Genomic DNA, 20,896 nt, shown 5'->3' on the forward strand with positions numbered 1-20,896 from the left:
CCCTCCACAACAAAACATCTGGTGGTTTTGTTTATTTAAATAAACACCACACCCCCCGCCACCGGCTTTTACTGATAAAAACTAAGACTTAGGCAGCTTTGCGGAAGAAGAAAATACTACCCAGCACCCCAGCAATCATCATCAACAGAGCTCCGGCAACCATCATCCAGCCCATGATCCGCTGCGTAGTAACCGTCGATGAAGTCACCTCCTGCAAAGAACCGGGTTTACCCGTGCGAACCACCTGCAAGGTGCCGTTCTCGTGTTCAGCCAAAAGCGCATCCACCTTCTCGGGAAAATCAGCGCGCACACTACCCGCCTGAGAACCGCGGAATTCAATACGCTCGCCGACCGCCTGAACCTGGGTATCATCGCCCAAGTCTGACTTGTAGGTCATGCCCACCAAGCGAGTATCAGCAGGAAGATTACCGGCGTAGGTTGCCACATTAGATTTGGTCTGCAAGTCCGGGGTCAGATCAAGATATTCACCGCTAATCACCCAGGTGCGGTCTTCATACCCCTCATTGGCGTCCGCTTCGTTCACCGAACGAACCCCAAAGAGGGCAAGCCCCAAGGTGATGATAACCGCTAAAAGCATCGTGCCGACGGCAACCCATCGGTATTTGTTATCGTGAGGCTCCTCATCATATGAGTCATCATCGAACTCAAAAAAGTCTGTTTCTTGGTAATCCTGACTCACGCTTGTGCTCCCGACGTTATCGCCCGTTATCGAGCGAGTGCAAAGGCCTGTTATAAAAATCTAACTCTACCGCAGATTAGAGGGGATGCTTCACTGTTATAAACGCCGAGAGCACACTTTAAGACCGTTTTTAAGCTAAAACATGTCTTAAAGTACACTCTCGGCGATCTATGAGCGAGTACTTATGCTCGCTGAGTAGCCCCGTGACACTCGGTGACCAGAGCAACCGCTGCTTCGCGGGCGGCAGTTGCCTCATCAGCGGTCAGGGTGCGATCGGTAGCACGGAAGCGCAAGGTGAAGGCAACAGACTTCTTGCCCTCTTCAATACCGGTACCGCGGTAGTCGTCAAAGACGCGGATGTCTTCGAGCAGCTCTCCGGCGCCCTCAGCAAGGGTTGCTTTGAGGTCGGCAGCGGGAATCTGCGCATCCACAATCAACGCAACATCTTGGTTGGTTGCTGGGTAGCCGAAGATACCGGTTGCTTCTACAACACCGGTTTTCGCCGCAACAAGTGCAGTGAAATCCAGTTCGTAGGCAGCAGAGCGTTCGGGCATGTCCAGGCTTGCCAGCAGCTTGGGATGCAGTTCGCCTGCGTACCCCAAGTGAGTACCATCTGCCAGTGAGAGGGCAGCGGTGCGACCGGGATGGAATGCCTGGTGGGCACCCTGAGAAATCACAATCTCAACACCTGCAACGGCAGAGATGAGGCGGACGGCGTCCACCGCGTCCTGCCAATCGTAGGCGCGCGGTGTCACACCGGGGGTAGCCTCAGCGTCAGCGCCAGCAAACACGCCAGCAATGAAACGGGGCTGGTGAGGCAGACCCTCATTGATAGATGTCAAAACATCATCAGAGGGCTTTTCACCCAAACCGGGAATAGTGTCTGCGCCCATCTGGCTCTTGGGAATAAAGACGTGCCCGGTTTCAAAGATCGCCAAGTTGCGGAAGCCACGGGAGACATTGCGTTTGAGCACCGTGGTCAGACCGGGTAGCAAAGAACGACGCAGCCAACCGGTGTTCTCAGCAATCGGGTTTGCCAGCTTAATTGAGTCTACGGTCTCTGCGGCAGAAGCTGATGCCCAACGGTTATTATCGTCTGCTGAGACGAAGGGATAGGCAAAGACCTCGGTGCCACCTGCTGCTGCCAGTGCGTTGAGGACGCGACGGCGCACGGTCTGCTCAAGGCTGTAACCGCGGCCGGGAGGGGCAACGGGCAGGGTAGATGGAATCTGGTCGTAACCCACCAGACGCGCAACCTCTTCGGTCAGGTCTTCTTTGTCGGTGATATCAGGACGCCATGAGGGTACAGTCACAGTGTAGGAACTGGTGCCGGTTTCAACCTGGGCACCGATTTCGGTCAGCGCACCGGTGATCTGCTCGGGGGTGAAGTTAATACCGACGCGCGATGCGGTGTAGGCGTTGGGCAGTTCAACCACGGTGGGTTCAAAAGTATCGCCGTAGTCGGTAACGCCCTCTTCGATTTGAGCACCACCGAGTTCAACCAGCAGTTCCACGGCACGCTGAGCTGCGGCAGCCTGAATCTGCGGATCCACACCGCGTTCGAAACGCTTGGACGCCTCTGAGGTGAGCTTGTGACGGCGGGCAGTGCGAGCAACAGAAACCTCGTCAAAACGGGCAGATTCCACCAGAATTGAAGTGGTCGATTCGCTCACTTCGGTAGAAGCTCCACCCATGACACCGGCAAGACCAATGGGGCCCGACTCATCGGTAATCAGCAGATCTTCTGCGTGAAGCTGGCGCTTTTTCTCGTCCAGGGTAGTGAGTGTTTCACCAGCGGACGCGCGACGCACGGTGATGCTACCGCTGAGTTTTTCAGCGTCGTAGAAATGCAGGGGCTGACCGGTCTCAAGCATGACGTAGTTAGAGATATCGACAGCCAGTGAGATGGAGCGTACACCGGCGAGGCGCAGGCGTGATGACATCCAGGTGGGTACCGGGGCGGATGCATCAAAGCCGGTGACCTTGCGGGTCACGAAGCGGGTGCAACCGGGCTTACCGTGGATGGGTGCTGCGTCCTCAACAGCAACGGGGAACCCAGCAACGTTAGCTGCCGGCGCTTTCGCTGCCAGTTCCAGCACGAAATCGTCAAAGGTGTTACCGGTAGCGTGGCAGTACTCGCGGGCGATACCGCGAATGGAGAAACCGTAGCCACGGTCGGGGGTGACGTTCACTTCTGCTGCCTGATCGTACAGACCCAGCAGCTCCATCGCGTCCGTACCTACCTCGGGGTCAAGACCGAGGGTTGAGAGCACCAAAATGCCACCATGATCGTCACCAATACCGAGCTCTTTGACAGAAGCAATCATGCCAGCCGACTTGTGACCGTAGGTCTTACGAGCGGTGATGGCGAAGCCACCGGGCAGAACAGCACCGGGAAGGGTCACAACCACCTTGTCGCCGGGTACGAAGTTGTGGGCGCCGCAGATAATGCCCTGCACACCTGAATCTTCGATGCCCTTACCGGTCAAGGTTTGGGTCTGCCCCTCAGGCACCACACGCACCTGGCACCAGTTCACGGTTTTGCCGTTGGAGTGGGTTTCAGGCTCCATAGAGAGCACCTGACCTACCACGATGGGGCCGCTCAACTCGTCAGTGGGGCGATGCACATCTTCTTCTTCAAGACCGACCTTCACCAGGTCAGCCATTACATCTTCTGCAGTAGCATCTGCAGGAACAGGCGCGTATTCACGCAGCCATGACAAAGGAATTCGCATTATTTAGATCTCCATCCCAAACTGCTGTGAAAAACGAATATCGCCTTCAATCATGTCGTGCATATCGGCTACGCCGTTGCGGAACATAAGAGTGCGCTCAATCCCCATACCGAAAGCAAAACCTGAGTAAACTTCGGGGTCGATGCCAGCAGCGCGCAGAACGTTAGGGTGTACCATACCGCAGCCACCCCACTCGATCCAGGCGGGCCCGCCTTTGGCGTCCGGGTGCCAGATATCAAGCTCAGCAGAGGGCTCAGTAAAGGGGAAGTAGTTGGGACGCAGACGAATCTTCGCCTCCGAACCGAACATGGCGCGTGCCATGTGCTCCAGGGTGCCCTTGAGATCTGCCATGGTCAGACCCTTATCAACTGCCAAGCCCTCGATCTGGTGGAAGACCGGGGTGTGGGTGGCATCCAGCTCATCGGTGCGGTAGACCTGACCGGGGCAGACAATGTACAGCGGGCGCTCCTGACTCACACCGCGTGAAAGCAGCGAGCGCATCTGAACCGGTGAGGTGTGGGTGCGTAGCATCAGGTGCTTCTCAACGGGGTCAACGAAGAAGGTGTCCTGCAGCTCGCGGGCGGGGTGGTCAGGTTTGAAGTTCAGGGAGTCAAAGTTGTACCACTCTGATTCTAATTCGGGACCGTCTGCGACTTCCCAGCCCATGCCGACGAAGATATCGGTTAGGTTTTCCTGCAAAACGTTAATGGGGTGGCGAGCGCCTGCGTGACGGCGACCAGAGGTAGCGGTAACGTCCACTGCTTCTTCAACCAGGATGCGTGCTTCGCGTTCCTCTTCAAGCTGGGAAGTACGGGCGTCTAAAACCTTAGCCAGGCGTCCGCGGGCTTGCCCCATCAGTTTGCCGACTTCAGCTTTGTGCTCTTTGGAGAGGTTGCGCATCTGCTTATTAGCAAGAGTAAAAGCGCCCTTATCGCCGGTGAAGGCAAGTCGGATTCGTTTGAGTTCATCAAAGTCAGTAGCGTTTTCGGTGATCTCGTGGGCAGCGCGTTCGTATTCGGCGGTGAAAGCCTCGCGCACTGTTTCAAGACCGTTGGGGTCGTTCTCAAGAACCTGGGTGAGGTTAGCTAGAACCTCATAGGAACGAGGGTTCTGAGTTTCCTCAGGCAAAGAATCAGTCATCAAACTCATCTTCTTATTGGCGAATAGGTACCTTACCCTTTTGCAAAGGGCATTTGGTTAACAGTTTAGTACAGGTGATGAAGATGGTCTTGTTCTTGGCTATCGCGCAAGGTCAACCTTAGTCAGCCTCGGGGGGGGCAAAGCATTGTTTTATATCCCTTCGGCTGTCAAAAAAAGAACCAGGCAGATCCGAGCGCCAGGTTAAAGATAGCAGAGGCGACAGTCCAGGTATTGCCCCAGTTGACAACCAATCCGATACCTCCGACGATGACGAACATGATGGCAATCAGAAAACCTATCATGCGAGCTGTACCGTTACGCCGCCCCAAACCTCGCACTACCCAATAGGTTAGGAATGCATAGATGACGAGGCTAAAGAGAGCAGGTATCCACCCTTGCTGCCCCCGGTAGCACGAAGTTGCTGATAACGGTATAGACGGCTCCAATCACCGCTACGGTTTGCAAACCCCGCACGGCTAAAGGAGTGGCGCTCAGGTCTTTGTCGATTAAAGTACTGCGTGGTCTTTTCGCCGAAGGACGTGCGTCCTGCCCTTGTTTGAGTATTCTGTTCGTGCTTTCGTGATGACTTCATGCCAGCCAGCTCCTTATGAACCAGATTACTATTTCTTAGAACGTGATGATACGCAAAAAGCAAGAACCCCTTATGGGGTCTCTCGCCTTTTGTATATAGAGAGTTTAGCGCAGTGCCGCGCTAACCTCTCGTGATGAAACCAGAACAATCCAGATGATCGCGCAAACAATCCATCCCAGCAAGAAAATCAGGTTGAGCGGCTCAATGAGCAAAGCTCCAAAACTCTGCATCAGTGCGCTGGCAAAGCTCAACCCCGCAAAGATGTAACCGATAGACCGACCAGATTTTTTGCGTTTAGCCATCAGCCCAAACACCTGACAAAAAAGCTAAGACCAATGACAACGCTGACCAAGGCACCTACCAAAGTCGGAACATAACTACCGCCTTCACCGCGAACAAACGTCCATCCGTTATACAGGTCGTACAGCTTGGTTACAGTAAAAAATGCTGCGGTTGCTAGCAGAACAATCTGCGAACGCTTAATTTTTTCTGTTACCTGCGGAGTCTCGAAAACCTGCGGCATAGGCTGACCGTACTGATTATACTGTTGCGGCATCTGACCGTAGCCGGGGTAATTGTAGGCTGAGGCGTTCTGCGCGCTGCCAGGATTCTGGTAAGCGTCGTTGTAGGGGTTGTTGTTATGATTCGGTGGGTAAACCATGGGCTATTTTCCTCGTGTAGGTATTACTCAGTGCTACTATCCACCGTAGCTAAGGCTACAGGTAATGCTGATGCGGGACGCTGAAAGCTGAGCCAACAGCTGCTCTACGATGGGAAAATCAGCCGGAATCCACTCGATATTCAGCAGAGACTGATCGAGCGAGCACCAGCGTAATTCGTGGTGGTCTTGCAGGGGCTGGGGTTCACCGCTTGAAATTTCAGCAAACCATACACGCATGGCATGGCGGTCAGTGAGTTGCCATCCCTGAGCGTGAGGCCCGGCAATTTCGCGTCCTAAAGTAGCTGTAACACCGAGTTCTTCTGTCAGCTCGCGCAGTAATGCCTGTTGGCAGCTCTCACCGGCATCGACCTTTCCACCGGGAAACTCCCACAACCCCGCTACTTTCTCAGGAGCGCTACGCTGACCAACCAGAATTTTAGTGGGGTGCTCCAGCGAATCAACGATTGCTGCACCCACTACCTGAACTTCGAACGTTTCTACCAAGATTAGCTCGCTACCGTTCCGGTGGCGTTCTGAGCACGAGCCGAAGCGTACAGACACACAGCAGAAGCAATACCAACGTTCAGGGATTCTGCCTGACCGTGTACGGGAACCGCTACGCGAAGGGTCGCAGCGCGTTTCTCTTCAGCGTTCAGCCCCTGGGCTTCGTTGCCAAAGAGCCACATGGTTTTCTGCGATAGGTCATACTTAGTTTTCTTCTCTAGTTCAACGCCGAAACGCTGAGCAGCAGCGGCATCTTCGAGATCATAGATATTGACACGACCGTAGCCATCGGCTGCCAGTACGCCGATGCCCTGAGCTTTCGCGTCCTCAGCAAACTCTTCAAGATCCACACCGGAGATCACCGACACGTGAAAGATTGAGCCCGCAGTAGAACGCACCGCCTTGGGGTTATACAAATCGACGGTGCCCTTGGTACACACAATCAAATCAGCACCGGCAGCATCGGCTGCGCGGAAGATGGTGCCCGCATTACCAGGGTCTTGTACACGTGCCAGCACAGCAACCAGTCGGGGGTTGATACCCTCAGCACCCCAAATGTCAGCAGGAGTCACATCGAGCATGAAGCTCACAGCAATGATGCCCTGCGGTGAAACGGATTCAGCCATCGCATCCAGCACCTCGTCGGTCACCATACGCATGAAGACCTTACGCCCCTGCTCGGGGGTGGGTGTGCCATGTACTTCTTCCATCAGCTCAACAATGTCATCGTGACGGTCAAAGGCTGATTCAGTAATGTACACTGCGTCAAGCACCGGACGCTGCTGGTGAGCTTTGAGAGCCTCCCGCACCGCCTGTGGTCCCTCCACCAAAAACTGGTTCTTTTTATTGCGCCCCGTACGGGTAGCAAGTTTCGCGATATCTTTCACGCGATCAGCGTGAGGGTTTTCCATAATAACGGGAGTGCAAAGGCGTTCTCTAAAATCCATAGTTTCTATTCTCTCACGCCTCAGCTCACCATTGAGGGGGTATGTGGGCAAGGACGCTCTCGTAAATTCAACCCCGAAACTGTGGCGGCGCTGACCCGCGAGAGGGAATATTCACTCCCTGTACAGTGTTATGCGAAACTACCTATGACAATTACGGGCAGCGTAGAAATAATACAAGGAGCTACTCCGTGCAGAACAAAGAGATCAAAAACCTAGTTCTTGAAGCCAGCGAACGTCGAAGCGCCATCAAATTTTTTGACCCCGAGAAAAAAATCACCCGCGAAGACATGGATTACATCCTGGAAGTCGCCCGTCTCTCCCCCAGCTCTGTGGGCGGACAAGGCTGGCGTTTCGTAGTCTTGGAAAACCCCGAGGTCAAAGAAGCGCTCAAGCCCTTTAGCTGGGGCGCAGCCCGACAGCTGGATAGCGCCAGCCACTTTGTTCTTCTACTCGCAAAGCGCAATATGCACTACAATGGTCCGCACATGCAAGCTTCCCTAGAAAGCCGCAACCTCTCACCTGAAGATTACGCCAAGGCTATTGAGACCTACAAAAACTTTCAGGTCGATGACATGCAACTAGACACTGATCGCGCGCTCTTTGACTGGGCAGCGAAACAGACCTACATTGCCTTAGGCAATATGATGACCGCAGCAGCTCTAATCAATATTGACTCCTGCCCCATTGAAGGCTTCAACGTACAAAAAGCTAACAACCTGCTAGCTGAACACAAAATTCTAGACCCCGAAGAAGAAGGCATCGTCACCATGCTCGCGCTGGGCTACCGCCAGCAAGATCTGCCCTGGCCCAAAAACCGTAAGCCAGCCGAGGAAGTCATTACCTGGGCACAATCGTTAACCCCGTAGCCTACCGATGTAAACCGTAAAGAAAGATGCGGTATCCACCCCGTGCTGGAGCGGAGACCGCATCTTTTTTCGCAAAAACAACTCTAACTATTTCTGTCACAATCTTCTCGGTACTGACGAATAGCAACAACAGTCAGCACGAGGGTCACCGCAAAATAGGGCACTACCAAAGTCAAAATAGACCCCAGCGGCCAACCCCATATGGTGTACAAGAAACCAAAGAGGGGTAAAAATACCCACAAAGCACTTACATAGCCCGGATTGATTTTCTTCTGCTGACGCATTATCTCTACTCCTTAAAAAGATGAGGTTTTGTCATTGAGATATACCGTCACAAGGTCGGTGTACACACGTCCATCCGTTATGTCTCTCTACAACAGTCATTACCCTATCCACCGTCCAGTGGACCACGGACGCTTAGAGCGGATCACACAACCCAGAAAACAAAAAGAACGCTGCGTCTTTCCCTGTAACAGGAGAGACGCTGCGTCCCCTTTTTTTCAGCTTATTCAAGCTGTGAAATCAAATGCTTAGGCAACCTTGGGTGCTGAAGTGTCTTCAGGCAGGTTGTCCTTAGCGATCTGAACCAGAGCTGAGAAAGCCTCTGCATCGTTTACAGCCAGCTCAGCCAGCATACGACGGTCAACCTCAACCTCAGCAGCTTTCAGACCTTGGATGAAACGGTTGTAAGTCAGACCTTCAGCGCGAGCTGCAGCGTTGATACGCTGAATCCACAGGCGACGGAAGTCACCCTTCTTTTTACGACGGTGGTCGTAGCTGTACACCAGCGAGTGAATGACCTGCTCTTTTGCCTTACGGTAAAGGCGTGATCGCTGACCACGGTAACCTGATGCGCGTTCCAGAATGACGCGACGCTTCTTATGCGCGTTAACCGCGCGCTTCACACGTGCCACGTGTGTTCTCCTTCGTCTTATGTCCCCTACCGGCTAGAGAAAAATGCCAGTAGCAGGAGCGAGTTTGAAAAATGTTAGGTGCGAAAAAACTTTACTTTCGCAACAACGAGATGCAAAAGGGTTTACTTACCCAGCATCTTCTTGATGACTTTAGCCTGACCACCGGTTACAATCTGGTCTGATGCCAGACGACGGGTCACGCGTGATGACTTGTGCTCCAGGTAGTGGCGACGGTTTGCCTGCTGGCGCTTTACCTTGCCAGTACCGGTGAGCTTGAAGCGCTTTTTAGCACCAGAGTGGGTCTTCTGCTTCGGCATATCTGCCGTTCTCCTTACGTATAGCCTGCATCTTCATTTCAAAGCGCAGGAAACTTGGTTTGTGACGCTTTCACCCGCAAGGGGCAAAAGTGCCACCTCGAAAGGTTGGCTTATCGATCGCTTCTTCATTAGAAGTATCTAGCAGCCAAGCACTCAACCGGGCATGGGTAAACGCCCGATTATTGAAGTGCGTACCGACTGTCAGTTCTGTTCCTCTGCTGACGCCTGAGCCTTCAACTCTTCAGGCATTGCATCTGCCAGAGAGTTAGACACGGGAGTAGCAGTGGTGGTGTCAATGCGTTCGCGACCCTTGCGCCCGCCTGATGCCTTGGCTACATTCTGGCGTGATTCTGCCTTGCCGCGAAGCGGGGCAAGAACCATCACCATGTTGCGACCATCGACGCGGGGGTTAGACTCAACGGTGCTAACCCCTGCCAGGTCGGTAGCCATACGCCTAAGCAGGCGCACACCCATCTCGGGGCGTTGCTGTTCACGACCACGGAACTGAATCATAGCCTTGACTTTGTCACCACCGGTGAGAAAACGACGTGCGTGACCCACCTTGGTTTCATAGTCATGGGTGTCAATCTTAAGACGGAAACGGATTTCCTTCAAAGCAGAATTGACCTGCTTCTTGCGGGATTCACGCGCCTTGACAGCAGCCTCGTACTTGAACTTGCCGAAGTCCATCAGCTTGCACACCGGAGGCTTAGCGTTCGGTGCGACTTCAACCAAGTCAAGATCAGATTCGCGCGCCAGACGCAGAGCATCTTCAACGCGAACGATGCCTACCTGCTCGCCGCCCGGACCGACAAGACGGACCTCGGGAACGCGGATTCTTTCATTGATACGTGGATCGCTAATGGCACAGCTCCTGTACTAGGGTGGGGCGCGAACCCCTTTAACATTTCATTCTTGAACTGCCACACGAAAAAAGCCTTCCCTGCGGCAGCGCAAGCGAAGGCTCAAAAACTTAAGCAAAACCCGGTCTTACAGTTAGGTACGAGGCTCTACTGTAAGCGGCATGTTTTACCACTGTACCCGTCAACCGTGAGGTTGAAGCAGGTGGAAAGCTCTAGTCTTTCGCTTGCAAACTTCTCAATATTTTACACAGGTTAAAGGGATTTCACAAGGTCTGCTACCCCACACCATGACTTAAGTTACGCACCCCACTTTTATACGGTGTGACCTTAATTTTTGAGCCACCCGCGCTCTGTGAGATTCTTAGAGCATGACTAACGAAAATCAGAATGCTTTCCGCTTCGAGGATTCAGTCCCCGAGACTAAGCAAACCTCAAGCTACGAACCCACTGCCGAAGAAATCGACGCTGTGAACGCGCAGATGCGCGATATCGCCGAAGTTCCCGCAGTCGAAATCATTACCACCGCAGCTGTTCACCTCATGAGCGCCGCAGCCGTCAAGTGCGGTTTGGCTGCTGATGAAAACGCAGAAGAACTCAAAGACCTGGACGAAGCCCGCAAGCTCATTACCGCTCTTGCAGGGTTCCTCACCGCAGCGTCCCCTGAGATTGGCTCCCAGCACGCAGCTCCCCTGCGCGATGGTCTGCGCACTCTACAGCTGGCTTTCAAAGAAGCATCCACTATTCCCGATGCTCCCGGAGCCGGCCCCGGCGAAAAGTTCACCGGACCCGTTTTCTAAACATGCTTAGATAGGCACCAACCTACGCAGACAGTAATGACACCGCACTTACTCATACTGCCGGGGCTACTTGATATATCAAGTAGCCCCGGCAGTTTTACTGTATGCGCTCAATGCTCCTGCGCAGGGATAAGAGCCATCTGCACAGAATCGACCTTGTCAGAAATAACCTGAGAGGTCGCCAACTTTTGCTGGTAGGCTCCAACCACAGTGTTCAAGCCTTCACGGTCTAAGCCGGGAGCAAGCACCAGCGTAATCTTCAGCTCAGGGCCAGAGCCGCCACCGTCAAGAACTTTCCCCGAGCGGTGAGCCGTGTTGGATCCCTCGCCCCTCGATACACGCACCTGCACAATGCTGCCGATACCCTGCGCCAAGGCGGTCAGCTCACGGCTAATCTCCGGGTCACAATAGGAAGGAACCCATGACTCGTCCTTAGCCAGCGCCCACAGAGCCGGGCGTCTCACCACGAACGTCACATCATCACCAGGGTTAATCACCAATAATTGATTGCCATCGTCCACAGCACTCAACGCGGTCTTTCGAATATCCGCAGCAACAGGACGCGCCTGCTCATGCCAGCTCGTCAGCCCCTCAGTGCTGGTGAACAGGGGTAACGCCTTACGACCGTCCGGAGCCTGAATGCTCACCAGTGCCATATCTGACTCTTTATCAGAGACCAGCCCCTCATCAGTCACATGCGCCTGAGTCAGCTGAGCCACCACAGCAGCAAACACACGAGTATCACGAAGGGCAGCAACCACCTCAGCCTCACCCGCGCGTCCATCAGCAAAAGCCTCAAGAACTAACTGCAAACGAGCATCCGCAGCACCTGAATCATCGGGAAACTGATGAGTATGCGATGTACCCTCACCCAGATTACGCCCAGCCCACGGCTGACCACCGGTATCGGTTTCACGACCAGCACTAGCAAGCTGAGCAGCAATATGAGCAGGTAGCTGGCGCGGGGATGAAGAACGCTGAGTTGCAAACTCTTCAGCCATTACTCGGGGTGCCCCGCAACATCAAGGGCTTCTTCCAAAGTGAACTTACCGGCGTACAACGCCTTACCCATAATGGCACCTTCTACCCCGTATTCTACGAGCTCACGCAAAGCGCGAATATCCTCAAGGTTAGAGATACCGCCGGAGGCAACAACCGGCTTATCCGTACGTTCAGCAACCTGCTTCAGAAGCTCAAGGTTGGGCCCCTGCAAGGTACCGTCCTTGGTCACGTCCGTCACCACATAGCGAGCACAGCCATCAGCTTCAAGGCGATCAAGCACGTCCCACAAATCGCCGCCCTCCTTCGTCCAACCACGGGCAGCAAGGGTGGTTCCACGAACATCCAGGCCCACAGCAATCACATCACCATGTTCAGCAATGACGCGACGGGTCCACTCAGGATTCTCAAGGGCTGCAGTACCCAAGTTAATACGGGCAGGCTTGAGGCTCAGCGCACGTTCCAAAGACTCATCATCACGAATACCACCTGACATCTCAATCTTAATATCAAGGGCAGCTGCAACTCGCTGGAGAACATCGAGATTATCTCCCCTACCAAATGCCGCATCAAGATCAACGAGGTGAAGCCACTCAGCACCAGCATTCTGCCATGCCAGAGCCGCTTCAACAGGATCGCCATAACCTGTTTCTGAGCCAGCTTCACCCTGAACCAGGCGCACAGCCTGACCATCAGCTACATCCACTGCCGGCAGCAGTTCGAGTCTTTTATTCATGTTTAACTCCTTAGCGAGAAAACTATTCATAGATACCCACCCCACTCGCGGGAGCACTGGGTACCCATCTACTAATAATTAAAAAGAACGTACCCGCCGTAGACGAGAACAACCAAACCTAAGAGGGCAACAACAGCAGTAGCTACGATAGGTAGCTTCTGCTGATAAAAAGAAAAAGCTCCGCCCAAAAGGAAAAAACCAAAAACCATCAAAACCAGTGCTGAAACTGTGGGACTCACCTAGATGCCCTCCTTCAATCTGCCGGTACGCGGAAGGGAGCCAACCCAATTACGCAAAAGGGCGATACCTGCATCCCCCGATTTTTCGGGGTGAAACTGGGTTGCGCTCAGCGGCCCGTTCTCAACAGCAGCGATGAAAGGAGCACCGTGGTGTGACCAGGTCACTTGAGGGGGCACCATCGACTCATTGTTCTGGTCAAACTCCCACCGTTGCACACCGTACGAATGCACAAAATAGAAACGCTCACTCTCAATGCCCCTGAACAGGGTTGAGCCTTCAGGCACCTCAACGGTGTTCCACCCCATGTGAGGTACAACCTCAGCCTTGAGTTTCTCGACAGTGCCGGGCCACTCACCCATACCCTCAGACTCAATACCGTGCTCAACACCGCGCTCAAAAAGCACCTGCAAACCCACGCATATACCAAGCACCGGACGTCCGCCCGCCACCCTGCGACCAATCATACGCAGGGCATCAGCCTGTTTGAGACCTGTCATAACAGCGTCGAAAGCACCAACACCGGGCACCACTAGACCATCAGCACCCAAAACATCAGCCTCAGCGCGTGAAAGACGAACAATAGCCCCGGCTTCTTCTAAGGCGCGAACGGCGGAGCGAATATTACCGGCACCGTAATCAAGCACGGTTACCGTTGGCTTATCATCAACAGTCATCGTTAGAGAGCGCCCTTCGTAGAAGGAATGTCCTTATGACGCGGGTCAGGCTCAACAGCCTGGCGCAGTGCTCGCGCTAGCGCTTTAAACTCAGCCTCGGCAATATGGTGGGGGTCGCGTCCGCCCAAAACATTGATGTGCAGGCAAATGCCGGCGTGGTAAGCGAAAGCCTCGAAGAGGTGGCGCACCATAGAACCGGTAAAATGACCGCCAATCAGATGAAATTCAAAACCATCTGGCTCGCCGCTATGCACGAGATAAGGTCTACCCGAAATGTCCACGACCGCCGAGGCGATAGCTTCATCAAGGGGAACTATTGCCTGACCAAAACGGCGGATTCCCGCCTTATCTCCCAACGCTTGTTTGAGCACCTCGCCCAGCACAATAGCGGTATCCTCCACCGTATGATGCACATCGATATGAGTATCACCGGTTGCTTTGATATTCATATCAATCAATGAGTGCTTCGAGAGGGCGGTGAGCATGTGATCGTAGAAAGGCACCGAAGTATCGATGGTAGAAACGCCGGTACCATCGAGGTTAATCTCAACACTAATAGAAGACTCGCTGGTAGTGCGCTGCATCGATGCGGTGCGTGGGCCAATGCCTGTGGAGGTCTGAGCCATGATTAGTCCTTCTTTCGATTTTAAGCGGTTCTATAACACGCTCAAGAATCCATCAATAGTGGTCGGCGGGTTAGTGATCTGATGCGCGCGTGTAAGCACCCGTTTCAACCAGGTAATCTTCAAGCGCCTGCAAAAATTGAGTAGTTTCTTCTTGCGTTCCAGCGGTGACCCGCAGGTGACCGGGAATACCGTTATCTCGCACCAGGATCCCTCTGTCTAGCAGATACTGCCAGGCGGCTTTTTCATCCTGTAAGCCCGAGAAAAAGACGAAGTTAGAATCAGATGCTGCAGGTGACAGTCCCAACTCAGTGAGTCTTTGGACGATGCGATCGCGGGCGACCTTAATATCTTCAACGTTGGCAAGTAGTTGAGTGCGATGACGCAAAGCGGCAATAGCAGTTGCCTGAGTGACGCTTGAGAGATGGTAGGGTAGCCGTACCAAACGGACGGCGTCCGCGATGGCAGGATCAGCGGCAAAATAGCCCAAACGCACCCCCGCAAAGGCAAATGCCTTGCTCATGGTTCGGGTAACAACAAGGTTAGGGCGGGATGGCAGCAGAGTAAGGGCAGTCTGCTCGGGGTCTTGGGCGAACTCAGCGTAGGCTTCATCGACAATCAATATGCCGTTATACTCGCTCAGTGACTCATACACCTTTTTGATAACCTCAAGCCCCAGACCGGTGCCGGTGGGGTTGTTAGGGGAACACAGCACAACGATGGTTGGCTGATGCTCTCGCACCTGCTCAACGGCAGAAATCGCAGAAAGTGAAAAATCCTCGGCACGAGATCCGGCGATGAAGCTAGTATTGGTGCCATCAGCAAGCAAGGGATACATGGAGTAAGTGGGCACGAAGCTCATGACGCTTCTGCCCGGTCCGCCAAATACCTGAAACAACTGCTGCAAAATTTCATTAGAGCCATTGGCAGCCCAAACTTGTTCGGGGCTGATGCCGTGACCTAAGAATGAGGCAAGCTCCTCGCGCAGGGTCACGAACTCACGGTCAGGGTAACGGTTAAGCGCAGAGGCTACTTGAGTAACCTCTCGACCAATAGCATCAATGACCTCTTGCGGCATGGGATGCGTATTTTCATTGACGTTGAGGGTAACCGGAACGTCAATCATGGGGGCGCCGTAGGGTGAACGACCCCGCAGGTCTTCACGAATCGGCAACTTATTCATAGCGTCTAATGCATCACTCACGCTGATAGTCTACCGGTGTATCAAAGCAATTAATGATTTGTGACAGGGATTTCCAAATCTTGGCCAGCTGAGAGAGCGGTGTCTGTCAGCCCGTTGATTTTCATAATCTCTGACATCACATCGCGAGTATCGCGCTCGGGCTCCACCTGCTGAGCAATTTCCCATAGAGACTGCCCGTGCTTCACAGTGAGGGTGTATGAAACCTCAGATACCCGAAGACTCTCCCCCGCCTGGGCATCACGAGGGACAATGAATGCTAAAGCACCCAAAGCCACCAGTGCCGCCAGAGTCATCAGCGCAAGACGGCGCACACCAAAACGCGGACGGGGTCGTTCCACGTGGGGCATTATAGGCTGCTCAGCTCGTGGAGTCCTCTGAGCAGGCAGGGCACGCGCGGGCTTGATGACCTTAAGCTGAACCGGGCTCTGCGGCGCGGACGCGCGGGGGCGTTCGAAAACTGCATGGGCACGAGAAAATGCGGTACCTGGGCGCACCGGACGCTGAATCACTACGCTGCTCATGATCTACTCCTCAACACTTAATATTCGAACTTTTGTTCGAAGTTCGCATATATGTTCTATCAGAAAATTCGAATATAGTCGAGGAAAATTAGAACAAATGTTTGGTTTTCGAATAAAAGTAGCATAGGCTAAGACCAAGGTACATAGCACCTGATTCCTGTCAGAACAGGGCAAAGACAGCAACCTCTATGCCAGATAAGACCAACAGAAACGAGGTAGACCGTGAGCAACACTGCAGATTTTCCGCACGGCCAGCCCGCCGACCGCAGACGCCCGCTGACCACCCGTCAACACCGAATCTTGACGGCAATCACCACCTCGATTAATGAGCAGGGCTACCCGCCGTCCATGCGTGAAATTGGCGATATCGTTGGTCTAGCTTCTCTTTCATCTGTTACTCATCAGCTGGCACGACTTGAAAAGATGGGCTACATCAGGCGTGACCCCAAGCGTCCGCGCGCTATCGAGGTCTTAGACTATGAGCCAGGTACAACTACCGAACAGACCGCAGAAGTTATTACTCTGCCCCAGCTCCCCACTTTTGAATCAGCTGATGAATCCCTCGCGCGAGTGCCACTGATGGGTCGCATTGCAGCGGGTGCCCCTATCACCGCTGAACAAAATGTTGAAGATGTGCTTTCCCTCCCCCGCCAGCTGGTCGGCAAAGGCGAGCTCTTCATGCTTAAAGTACGAGGCGACTCAATGATTGACGCCGCTATTATGGATGGCGACTGGGTGGTAGTGCGTTCACAGAGCACCGCCAATAACGGTGATATCGTAGCCGCGCTCCTCGATGATGAGGCAACCGTGAAAACCTTCCGCCAGCGCGACGGTCATACCTGGCTTCTTCCCCAAAACACCCAGTACGAGCCTATTCTCGGCGACCAAGCAACTATTATGGGCAAAGTCGTTTCGGTACTGCGTAGCCTGTAAAAACATTTCACGCAACAAACCCCGCTCTGGCCCATCTGCAACATCAGATAAGCCTGAGCGGGGTTTTGTTGTGTGAACCTATCGGCGTTGTAAGGAGCACCCGTACCTGCGGGTAGGTTCAAGCGGTAACGCCTCTTATTTATGAGGGAACGCCAGAGTTACTCTGGCGTAGGGTACCGCCTAAGAGGGTTCAATGGTCGCCGCTAACCGCTGCAAAGCACCCACCGTTTGGTCCTTGTTTTGGGTCGTCCAAAAAGGTGGTAGCGCTTTGACTAAGTAGGAACCATAACGTTGAGTAGCAATACGCGAGTCGAGCACCGCCACAACCCCGCGGTCATTCACCGAGCGCACTAAACGTCCAGCTCCCTGCGCCATACGAATCGCTGCGTGATAGGCAGAGACTGCCATGAACCCATTACCGCCAGCCTGCGCCACAGACCGTGAACGCGCCGCTGATAGGGGGTCATCGGGGCGTGGAAACGGAATACGATCCATCATGACCAAACGGCACGCATCACCCGGAACATCAACGCCCTGCCACAAACTCATGGTGCCGAACAGACACGAGTCTGTGTCCTCAGCGAACTCTTTAACAAGGGCACGCAAAGAAGATTCACCCTGTACCAGAATATTGAGGTCAGTTCTCTTTCGAACGTATTCGGCAGCTAACTCAGCTCCTCGCTTCGAGGAGAAAAGCCCGAGCGCGCCACCGCGCGAAGCTTGAATCAGTTCAAGGACGCGTTCAAGCTGCTCCTCCGATACACCGCGCCCAGGTTTAGGCAGGTCAGAAGCCAGGTAAAGAACACCCTGCTTGGGGTAGTCAAAAGGAGAGCCAACGTCCACGGCCTCCCAACGAGGCGCACCAGCGCCCTGCAGTCCCAGAGCACCGGCAACAGAATCAAAAGACTCACCAACCGTCAGCGTTGCCGAAGTAAGTACCACCGTGCGGTCTTCGAACAGACCTTCTCTCAGGCGTCCGGCGACAGACAACGGCGCTACGTGAAGTGTTGCAGGGTCAGTATCTGAAGCAGCGACGTAACCGCGCCCAGGTTCCCAGGATCCCACACGAGATACCCAAATAACTTCGTATTTCTCGTCAGCGTTGAGCATCCGCTCAGAGAGCTCCATGACTTCGGTGAGACGCGCTCTGGCAAGCTGACGACCAGCATCAGAATCTTTTGCATCGCTCTTAGTCTCTGACAAAGCGGTGCGCGCAGCATCCATCACCTGGCTCATTGCATGAGCGATACGTTCGGGTAACCCTCGGGGCAGTAGTTCTGCGGGCACGCCCAATAACGCTGTTTCGAGGTTACGAGCTGCCGTTTCAAGGGGCGCAGATTCTGCTTTGGTGTTCTTCTTAAGGCTGCGGGCGGCAGCTTGCACCATAACCGGCGAGAGAAGACCAGTCACTGCCCCGGTCACGCGGTCGGCAAGCTCGTGTGCCTCATCGATGATGACGGTGTCATGCTCGGGTAAAACCCCAATACCCTCAAAGGAATTAATCGCTAAGAGGGCATGGTTGGTAATGACAATATCAGACTCATTAGCGCGCGTCTTCGCCATCTCAGCAAAACACGATTCAGACAAGGGGCATTTGCGCCCCAAGCATTCAGCTGAACTAACTGAAACCTGACGCCAAGCTTTATCGCTCACACCGGGAATCAGCTCATCACGGTCACCGGTATCAGTGGTTTCAGCCCAGGCGCGCAAGCGCATGACTTCTTCGCCCAGTCTACCGGTGGTTCCGCCAGGATCGACGCTAAAGAGTGCGTCCTGCTCGTCCTCTGGGTAACCGCCCTCAAGTTTATTGACACAGACATAGTTATTGCGCCCTTTGAGAATGGCAACCTGAGTTTCAGCCTCGGGAGTGTCACCAAAGGACTCCAACAAGCGAGGAATATCTCGGTTAACAATCTGCGATTGTAGAGCCAAGGTCGCCGTGGCAACAATAATGGGCTTATCACTCTGCTGGGCAAAGTGAACAGCGGGCACCAGGTACGCTAAAGACTTACCCGTGCCGGTACCAGCCTGAACCAACAAATGCCGGTCAAGTTCTAGAGACTGGGCAACATGAGCCGCCATGAGGCGCTGCCCGTCACGACGCTGACCGCCTGATGCCTCTACTACCGTATCGAGAAGATCAAGAACGTCAGCGGCACCGGGCAGAGTTTCAATTTCATTACCCGTGAGTGGGGTACGCACTGGGCTATCGGCATCTCTCAGACCTGACATTTAGCGCACCGTTTCGGTTGCACCGGTGACCTCTGCCTCTTCAATTTCGGGTTGCAGAACTTCCAGCAGGTCATCATCAAGCACGTATTCAGCCAAGTCGGACGCGACTTCTTCGCGGACGAGTGCCTGAACGTAAGTGCCATCTGAGACAAAGGCGGTACGCAGAATTTCAGCGTCCCACTCATGCAAACGTGAGACGATTTCTCCGTGGTTGTAGGGCACCAGCAGATGCACCTCAATTGAGGGGCGGGGAATCATATCGGCAATCAGCTGCTTGAGCTCTTCAATACCTTCACCGGTGCGTGCCGAAACCACCACGGTGTTTTCTTCACGCTGACGCAAACGCTCAATCACAAAGGGGTCAGCGGCATCCGCCTTATTGAGTACAACAATCTCGGGGATATTTTGTGCCTCAACCTCGGTGAAAACCTCACGCACCGCGTGAATCTGCCCCTCGGGGTCAGGGTGCGAAACGTCTACCACATGCACAATCAAATCAGCGTCAGCTACCTCTTCAAGGGTGGAGCGGAAAGCCTCCACCAGCTGGGTAGGCAAGGAACGTACAAAGCCCACAGTATCGGAGAGAGTGTAACCTACTCCGTCAGGGGTCTGAGCCTTACGGACGGTGGGGTCTAGGGTTGCGAACAGAGCGTTTTCAACCAACACACCGGCATCGGTCAGGCGGTTGAGCAACGAAGACTTACCCGCGTTCGTGTACCCTGCGATAGCAACAGAGGGCACACGGTTACGTTTGCGGTTAAGACGCTTAGTCTCGCGTGCAGGAGCCATCTGAGCAATTTCGCGGCGCAATTTCGCCATGCGCGAGCGCAGACGGCGGCGGTCAAGTTCAATTTTGGTTTCACCGGGACCACGCGAGCCAATACCTTCACCACCGGCGGCGCGTCCACCTGCCTGACGAGAGAGGGATTCACCCCAACCGCGCAGACGAGGAAGCATGTATTCCAGCTGGGCGAGCTCCACCTGAGCTTTACCTTCGCGTGATTTCGCGTGCTGGGCGAAGATATCAAGAATCAGGGCGGTGCGGTCAATGACTTTTACCTTCACCACGTCTTCAAGGGCGCGGCGCTGGGAGGGGGCGAGTTCGGCATCAACAATCACGGTATCGGCACCGTGCATCTCCACAATTTCTTGGAGCTCTAGGGCTTTGCCTGAGCCCAAGAAGGTACCGGGATCTGGTTTGAGGCGACGCTGCACCAAACCGTCCAGCACTTCAGAACCCGCGGTTTCAGCAAGCGCTGCCAGCTCACGCAGGGAGTTTTCAGCGTCCTGGACGGTGCCTTCGGTCCACAACCCGGCAAGTACAACGCGCTCAAGGCGCAACTGGCGGTATTCAACTTCGGTCACGTCTTCGAGCTCGGTGGAGAGACCGGCTACACGGCGCAACGCACGGCGCTCTGCAAGGTCCTGCTGGTCACCATCGTAGGACGAGTGTTCACGGGTAAGGTTAGAGAGCTCACGAGCTCGAGTATCAAGCACCCGAGTGTTCTCCGATGATTCTGCTCTGCCCAACACTCGATCGACAGTTGCTCGCAACTGCTCGTCACTGGGCAGTTTTTCGGTGTTGGAGGTATCGCTCACGCGCACATGTTCCTTTCGAGGCAAGAATAGTTGTTCCAGTCTATCGAACACACCTACGAATAACCATAGTCTGTGCCTTGTTTCATCTCAGGGCTAAGT

23 protein-coding genes are annotated in these 20,896 nt (G+C 54.1%); 3 read left to right on the top strand and 20 right to left on the bottom strand.

The features are described from left to right. Positions 1-88: 88 nt before the first annotated feature. The 7 genes from JTP09_RS04410 to JTP09_RS04440 all read right to left on the bottom strand — a co-directional run bounded on the left by JTP09_RS04410 (position 89) and on the right by JTP09_RS04440 (position 7,279). Positions 89-700, bottom strand: a complete 612-nt coding sequence (locus tag JTP09_RS04410; RefSeq protein WP_204877249.1) for a hypothetical protein — start codon at positions 698-700, stop codon at positions 89-91. Between the two features lie 182 nt (positions 701-882). Further along, entirely contained in the window at positions 883-3,435 is a 2,553-nt protein-coding gene (pheT, locus tag JTP09_RS04415; RefSeq protein WP_204877250.1) for a phenylalanine--tRNA ligase subunit beta, read from the bottom strand. A gap of 3 nt (positions 3,436-3,438) precedes the next feature. Next, positions 3,439-4,575: a phenylalanine--tRNA ligase subunit alpha gene (gene pheS / locus JTP09_RS04420; protein ID WP_204877251.1), complete on the bottom strand. Its 1,137-nt coding sequence runs from the start codon at positions 4,573-4,575 to the stop codon at positions 3,439-3,441. A 696-nt stretch (positions 4,576-5,271) separates the two neighbouring features. Further along, on the bottom strand, positions 5,272-5,469 hold the full coding sequence (locus JTP09_RS04425; RefSeq protein ID WP_204877252.1) for a hypothetical protein: 198 nt from the start codon (positions 5,467-5,469) through the stop codon (positions 5,272-5,274). Beyond that, a complete protein-coding gene (locus JTP09_RS04430; protein ID WP_204877253.1) occupies positions 5,469-5,828 on the bottom strand; it encodes a hypothetical protein in 360 nt (119 codons plus the stop codon). Before JTP09_RS04430 ends, JTP09_RS04425 begins: the two co-directional genes overlap by 1 nt. 36 nt (positions 5,829-5,864) lie before the next feature. Next, entirely contained in the window at positions 5,865-6,332 is a 468-nt protein-coding gene (locus JTP09_RS04435; RefSeq protein WP_204877254.1) for a (deoxy)nucleoside triphosphate pyrophosphohydrolase, read from the bottom strand. Positions 6,333-6,334: 2 nt separating this feature from the next. Continuing rightward, complete coding sequence (locus JTP09_RS04440) at positions 6,335-7,279, bottom strand: RNA methyltransferase (protein WP_204877255.1); 945 nt, start codon at positions 7,277-7,279, stop codon at positions 6,335-6,337. Positions 7,280-7,467: 188 nt separating this feature from the next. Here JTP09_RS04440 and JTP09_RS04445 point away from each other — a divergent pair, with 188 nt between their 5' ends. Further along, positions 7,468-8,145, top strand: coding sequence for an NAD(P)H-dependent oxidoreductase (locus tag JTP09_RS04445; RefSeq protein ID WP_240333908.1), 678 nt, complete (start codon positions 7,468-7,470; stop codon positions 8,143-8,145). A gap of 83 nt (positions 8,146-8,228) precedes the next feature. On the opposite strand, the gene JTP09_RS04450 is transcribed toward JTP09_RS04445, so the two are convergent. The 4 genes from JTP09_RS04450 to infC form a co-directional block, all read right to left on the bottom strand. Continuing rightward, on the bottom strand, positions 8,229-8,429 hold the full coding sequence (locus JTP09_RS04450) for a hypothetical protein (protein ID WP_204877256.1): 201 nt from the start codon (positions 8,427-8,429) through the stop codon (positions 8,229-8,231). 246 nt (positions 8,430-8,675) lie between these two features. Continuing rightward, positions 8,676-9,059, bottom strand: a complete 384-nt coding sequence (gene rplT / locus JTP09_RS04455) for a 50S ribosomal protein L20 (RefSeq protein ID WP_204877257.1) — start codon at positions 9,057-9,059, stop codon at positions 8,676-8,678. A 122-nt stretch (positions 9,060-9,181) separates the two neighbouring features. Further along, the gene (rpmI, locus tag JTP09_RS04460) at positions 9,182-9,376 is read right to left on the bottom strand and encodes a 50S ribosomal protein L35 (protein ID WP_204877258.1); all 195 of its coding nucleotides are present in this window, start codon (positions 9,374-9,376) and stop codon (positions 9,182-9,184) included. A gap of 201 nt (positions 9,377-9,577) precedes the next feature. Next, positions 9,578-10,240 (bottom strand): translation initiation factor IF-3, encoded by a 663-nt coding sequence (gene infC / locus JTP09_RS04465; protein ID WP_204877510.1) that lies wholly within the window; start codon positions 10,238-10,240, stop codon positions 9,578-9,580. Positions 10,241-10,607: 367 nt separating this feature from the next. On the opposite strand from infC, the gene JTP09_RS04470 reads away from it, so the two are divergent. Next, positions 10,608-11,036, top strand: a complete 429-nt coding sequence (locus tag JTP09_RS04470; RefSeq protein ID WP_204877259.1) for a DUF1844 domain-containing protein — start codon at positions 10,608-10,610, stop codon at positions 11,034-11,036. Positions 11,037-11,146: 110 nt separating this feature from the next. Here the strand turns inward: JTP09_RS04470 and JTP09_RS04475 are convergent, their stop codons facing one another. From JTP09_RS04475 to JTP09_RS04505, 7 genes are all read right to left on the bottom strand, one after another. Then, positions 11,147-12,037, bottom strand: a complete 891-nt coding sequence (locus JTP09_RS04475; RefSeq protein ID WP_204877260.1) for an SseB family protein — start codon at positions 12,035-12,037, stop codon at positions 11,147-11,149. Beyond that, entirely contained in the window at positions 12,037-12,771 is a 735-nt protein-coding gene (gene priA / locus JTP09_RS04480; protein ID WP_204877261.1) for a bifunctional 1-(5-phosphoribosyl)-5-((5-phosphoribosylamino)methylideneamino)imidazole-4-carboxamide isomerase/phosphoribosylanthranilate isomerase PriA, read from the bottom strand. Before priA ends, JTP09_RS04475 begins: the two co-directional genes overlap by 1 nt. Positions 12,772-12,842: 71 nt before the next feature. Next, a complete protein-coding gene (locus JTP09_RS04485; RefSeq protein WP_204877262.1) occupies positions 12,843-13,010 on the bottom strand; it encodes a hypothetical protein in 168 nt (55 codons plus the stop codon). Then, positions 13,011-13,685, bottom strand: a complete 675-nt coding sequence (hisH, locus tag JTP09_RS04490; RefSeq protein WP_204877263.1) for an imidazole glycerol phosphate synthase subunit HisH — start codon at positions 13,683-13,685, stop codon at positions 13,011-13,013. A gap of 2 nt (positions 13,686-13,687) precedes the next feature. Next, positions 13,688-14,311: an imidazoleglycerol-phosphate dehydratase HisB gene (gene hisB, locus JTP09_RS04495; RefSeq protein ID WP_204877264.1), complete on the bottom strand. Its 624-nt coding sequence runs from the start codon at positions 14,309-14,311 to the stop codon at positions 13,688-13,690. A gap of 70 nt (positions 14,312-14,381) precedes the next feature. Beyond that, positions 14,382-15,512 carry a histidinol-phosphate transaminase gene (locus tag JTP09_RS04500; RefSeq protein WP_204877265.1) on the bottom strand — a complete coding sequence of 377 codons (1,131 nt, stop codon included), beginning with the start codon at positions 15,510-15,512 and terminating at the stop codon, positions 14,382-14,384. Between the two features lie 29 nt (positions 15,513-15,541). Then, positions 15,542-16,033 carry a LysM peptidoglycan-binding domain-containing protein gene (locus tag JTP09_RS04505; RefSeq protein ID WP_204877266.1) on the bottom strand — a complete coding sequence of 164 codons (492 nt, stop codon included), beginning with the start codon at positions 16,031-16,033 and terminating at the stop codon, positions 15,542-15,544. 222 nt (positions 16,034-16,255) lie between these two features. On the opposite strand from JTP09_RS04505, the gene lexA reads away from it, so the two are divergent. Next, positions 16,256-16,966, top strand: coding sequence for a transcriptional repressor LexA (gene lexA / locus JTP09_RS04510; RefSeq protein ID WP_204877267.1), 711 nt, complete (start codon positions 16,256-16,258; stop codon positions 16,964-16,966). Positions 16,967-17,146: 180 nt separating this feature from the next. On the opposite strand, the gene JTP09_RS04515 is transcribed toward lexA, so the two are convergent. Both JTP09_RS04515 and hflX read right to left on the bottom strand, forming a co-directional pair. Then, on the bottom strand, positions 17,147-19,198 hold the full coding sequence (locus JTP09_RS04515) for an ATP-dependent DNA helicase (RefSeq protein ID WP_204877268.1): 2,052 nt from the start codon (positions 19,196-19,198) through the stop codon (positions 17,147-17,149). Further along, entirely contained in the window at positions 19,199-20,797 is a 1,599-nt protein-coding gene (gene hflX / locus JTP09_RS04520; RefSeq protein WP_370592498.1) for a GTPase HflX, read from the bottom strand. It abuts the gene before it with no gap. Positions 20,798-20,896 lie beyond the last annotated feature (99 nt).

The organism is Rothia sp. ZJ1223 (genome assembly GCF_016900985.1).
In the GTDB taxonomy this organism is placed as follows: domain Bacteria; phylum Actinomycetota; class Actinomycetes; order Actinomycetales; family Micrococcaceae; genus Rothia.

What these genes read in the sequence shown, in the direction of transcription:
- rpmI (WP_204877258.1), bottom strand. Translation starts at nt 9,376, where the DNA reads ATGCCGAAGCAGAAGACCCACTCTGGTGCTAAAAAGCGCTTCAAGCTC.
- JTP09_RS04505 (WP_204877266.1), bottom strand. Translation starts at nt 16,033, where the DNA reads ATGAGCAGCGTAGTGATTCAGCGTCCGGTGCGCCCAGGTACCGCATTT.
- hisH (WP_204877263.1), bottom strand. Translation starts at nt 13,685, where the DNA reads ATGACTGTTGATGATAAGCCAACGGTAACCGTGCTTGATTACGGTGCC.
- priA (WP_204877261.1), bottom strand. Translation starts at nt 12,771, where the DNA reads ATGAATAAAAGACTCGAACTGCTGCCGGCAGTGGATGTAGCTGATGGT.
- pheT (WP_204877250.1), bottom strand. Translation starts at nt 3,435, where the DNA reads ATGCGAATTCCTTTGTCATGGCTGCGTGAATACGCGCCTGTTCCTGCA.
- JTP09_RS04425 (WP_204877252.1), bottom strand. Translation starts at nt 5,469, where the DNA reads ATGGCTAAACGCAAAAAATCTGGTCGGTCTATCGGTTACATCTTTGCG.
- JTP09_RS04450 (WP_204877256.1), bottom strand. Translation starts at nt 8,429, where the DNA reads ATGCGTCAGCAGAAGAAAATCAATCCGGGCTATGTAAGTGCTTTGTGG.
- JTP09_RS04475 (WP_204877260.1), bottom strand. Translation starts at nt 12,037, where the DNA reads ATGGCTGAAGAGTTTGCAACTCAGCGTTCTTCATCCCCGCGCCAGCTA.
- JTP09_RS04430 (WP_204877253.1), bottom strand. Translation starts at nt 5,828, where the DNA reads ATGGTTTACCCACCGAATCATAACAACAACCCCTACAACGACGCTTAC.
- JTP09_RS04515 (WP_204877268.1), bottom strand. Translation starts at nt 19,198, where the DNA reads ATGTCAGGTCTGAGAGATGCCGATAGCCCAGTGCGTACCCCACTCACG.
- JTP09_RS04440 (WP_204877255.1), bottom strand. Translation starts at nt 7,279, where the DNA reads ATGGATTTTAGAGAACGCCTTTGCACTCCCGTTATTATGGAAAACCCT.
- pheS (WP_204877251.1), bottom strand. Translation starts at nt 4,575, where the DNA reads ATGACTGATTCTTTGCCTGAGGAAACTCAGAACCCTCGTTCCTATGAG.
- hisB (WP_204877264.1), bottom strand. Translation starts at nt 14,311, where the DNA reads ATGGCTCAGACCTCCACAGGCATTGGCCCACGCACCGCATCGATGCAG.
- JTP09_RS04470 (WP_204877259.1), top strand. Translation starts at nt 10,608, where the DNA reads ATGACTAACGAAAATCAGAATGCTTTCCGCTTCGAGGATTCAGTCCCC.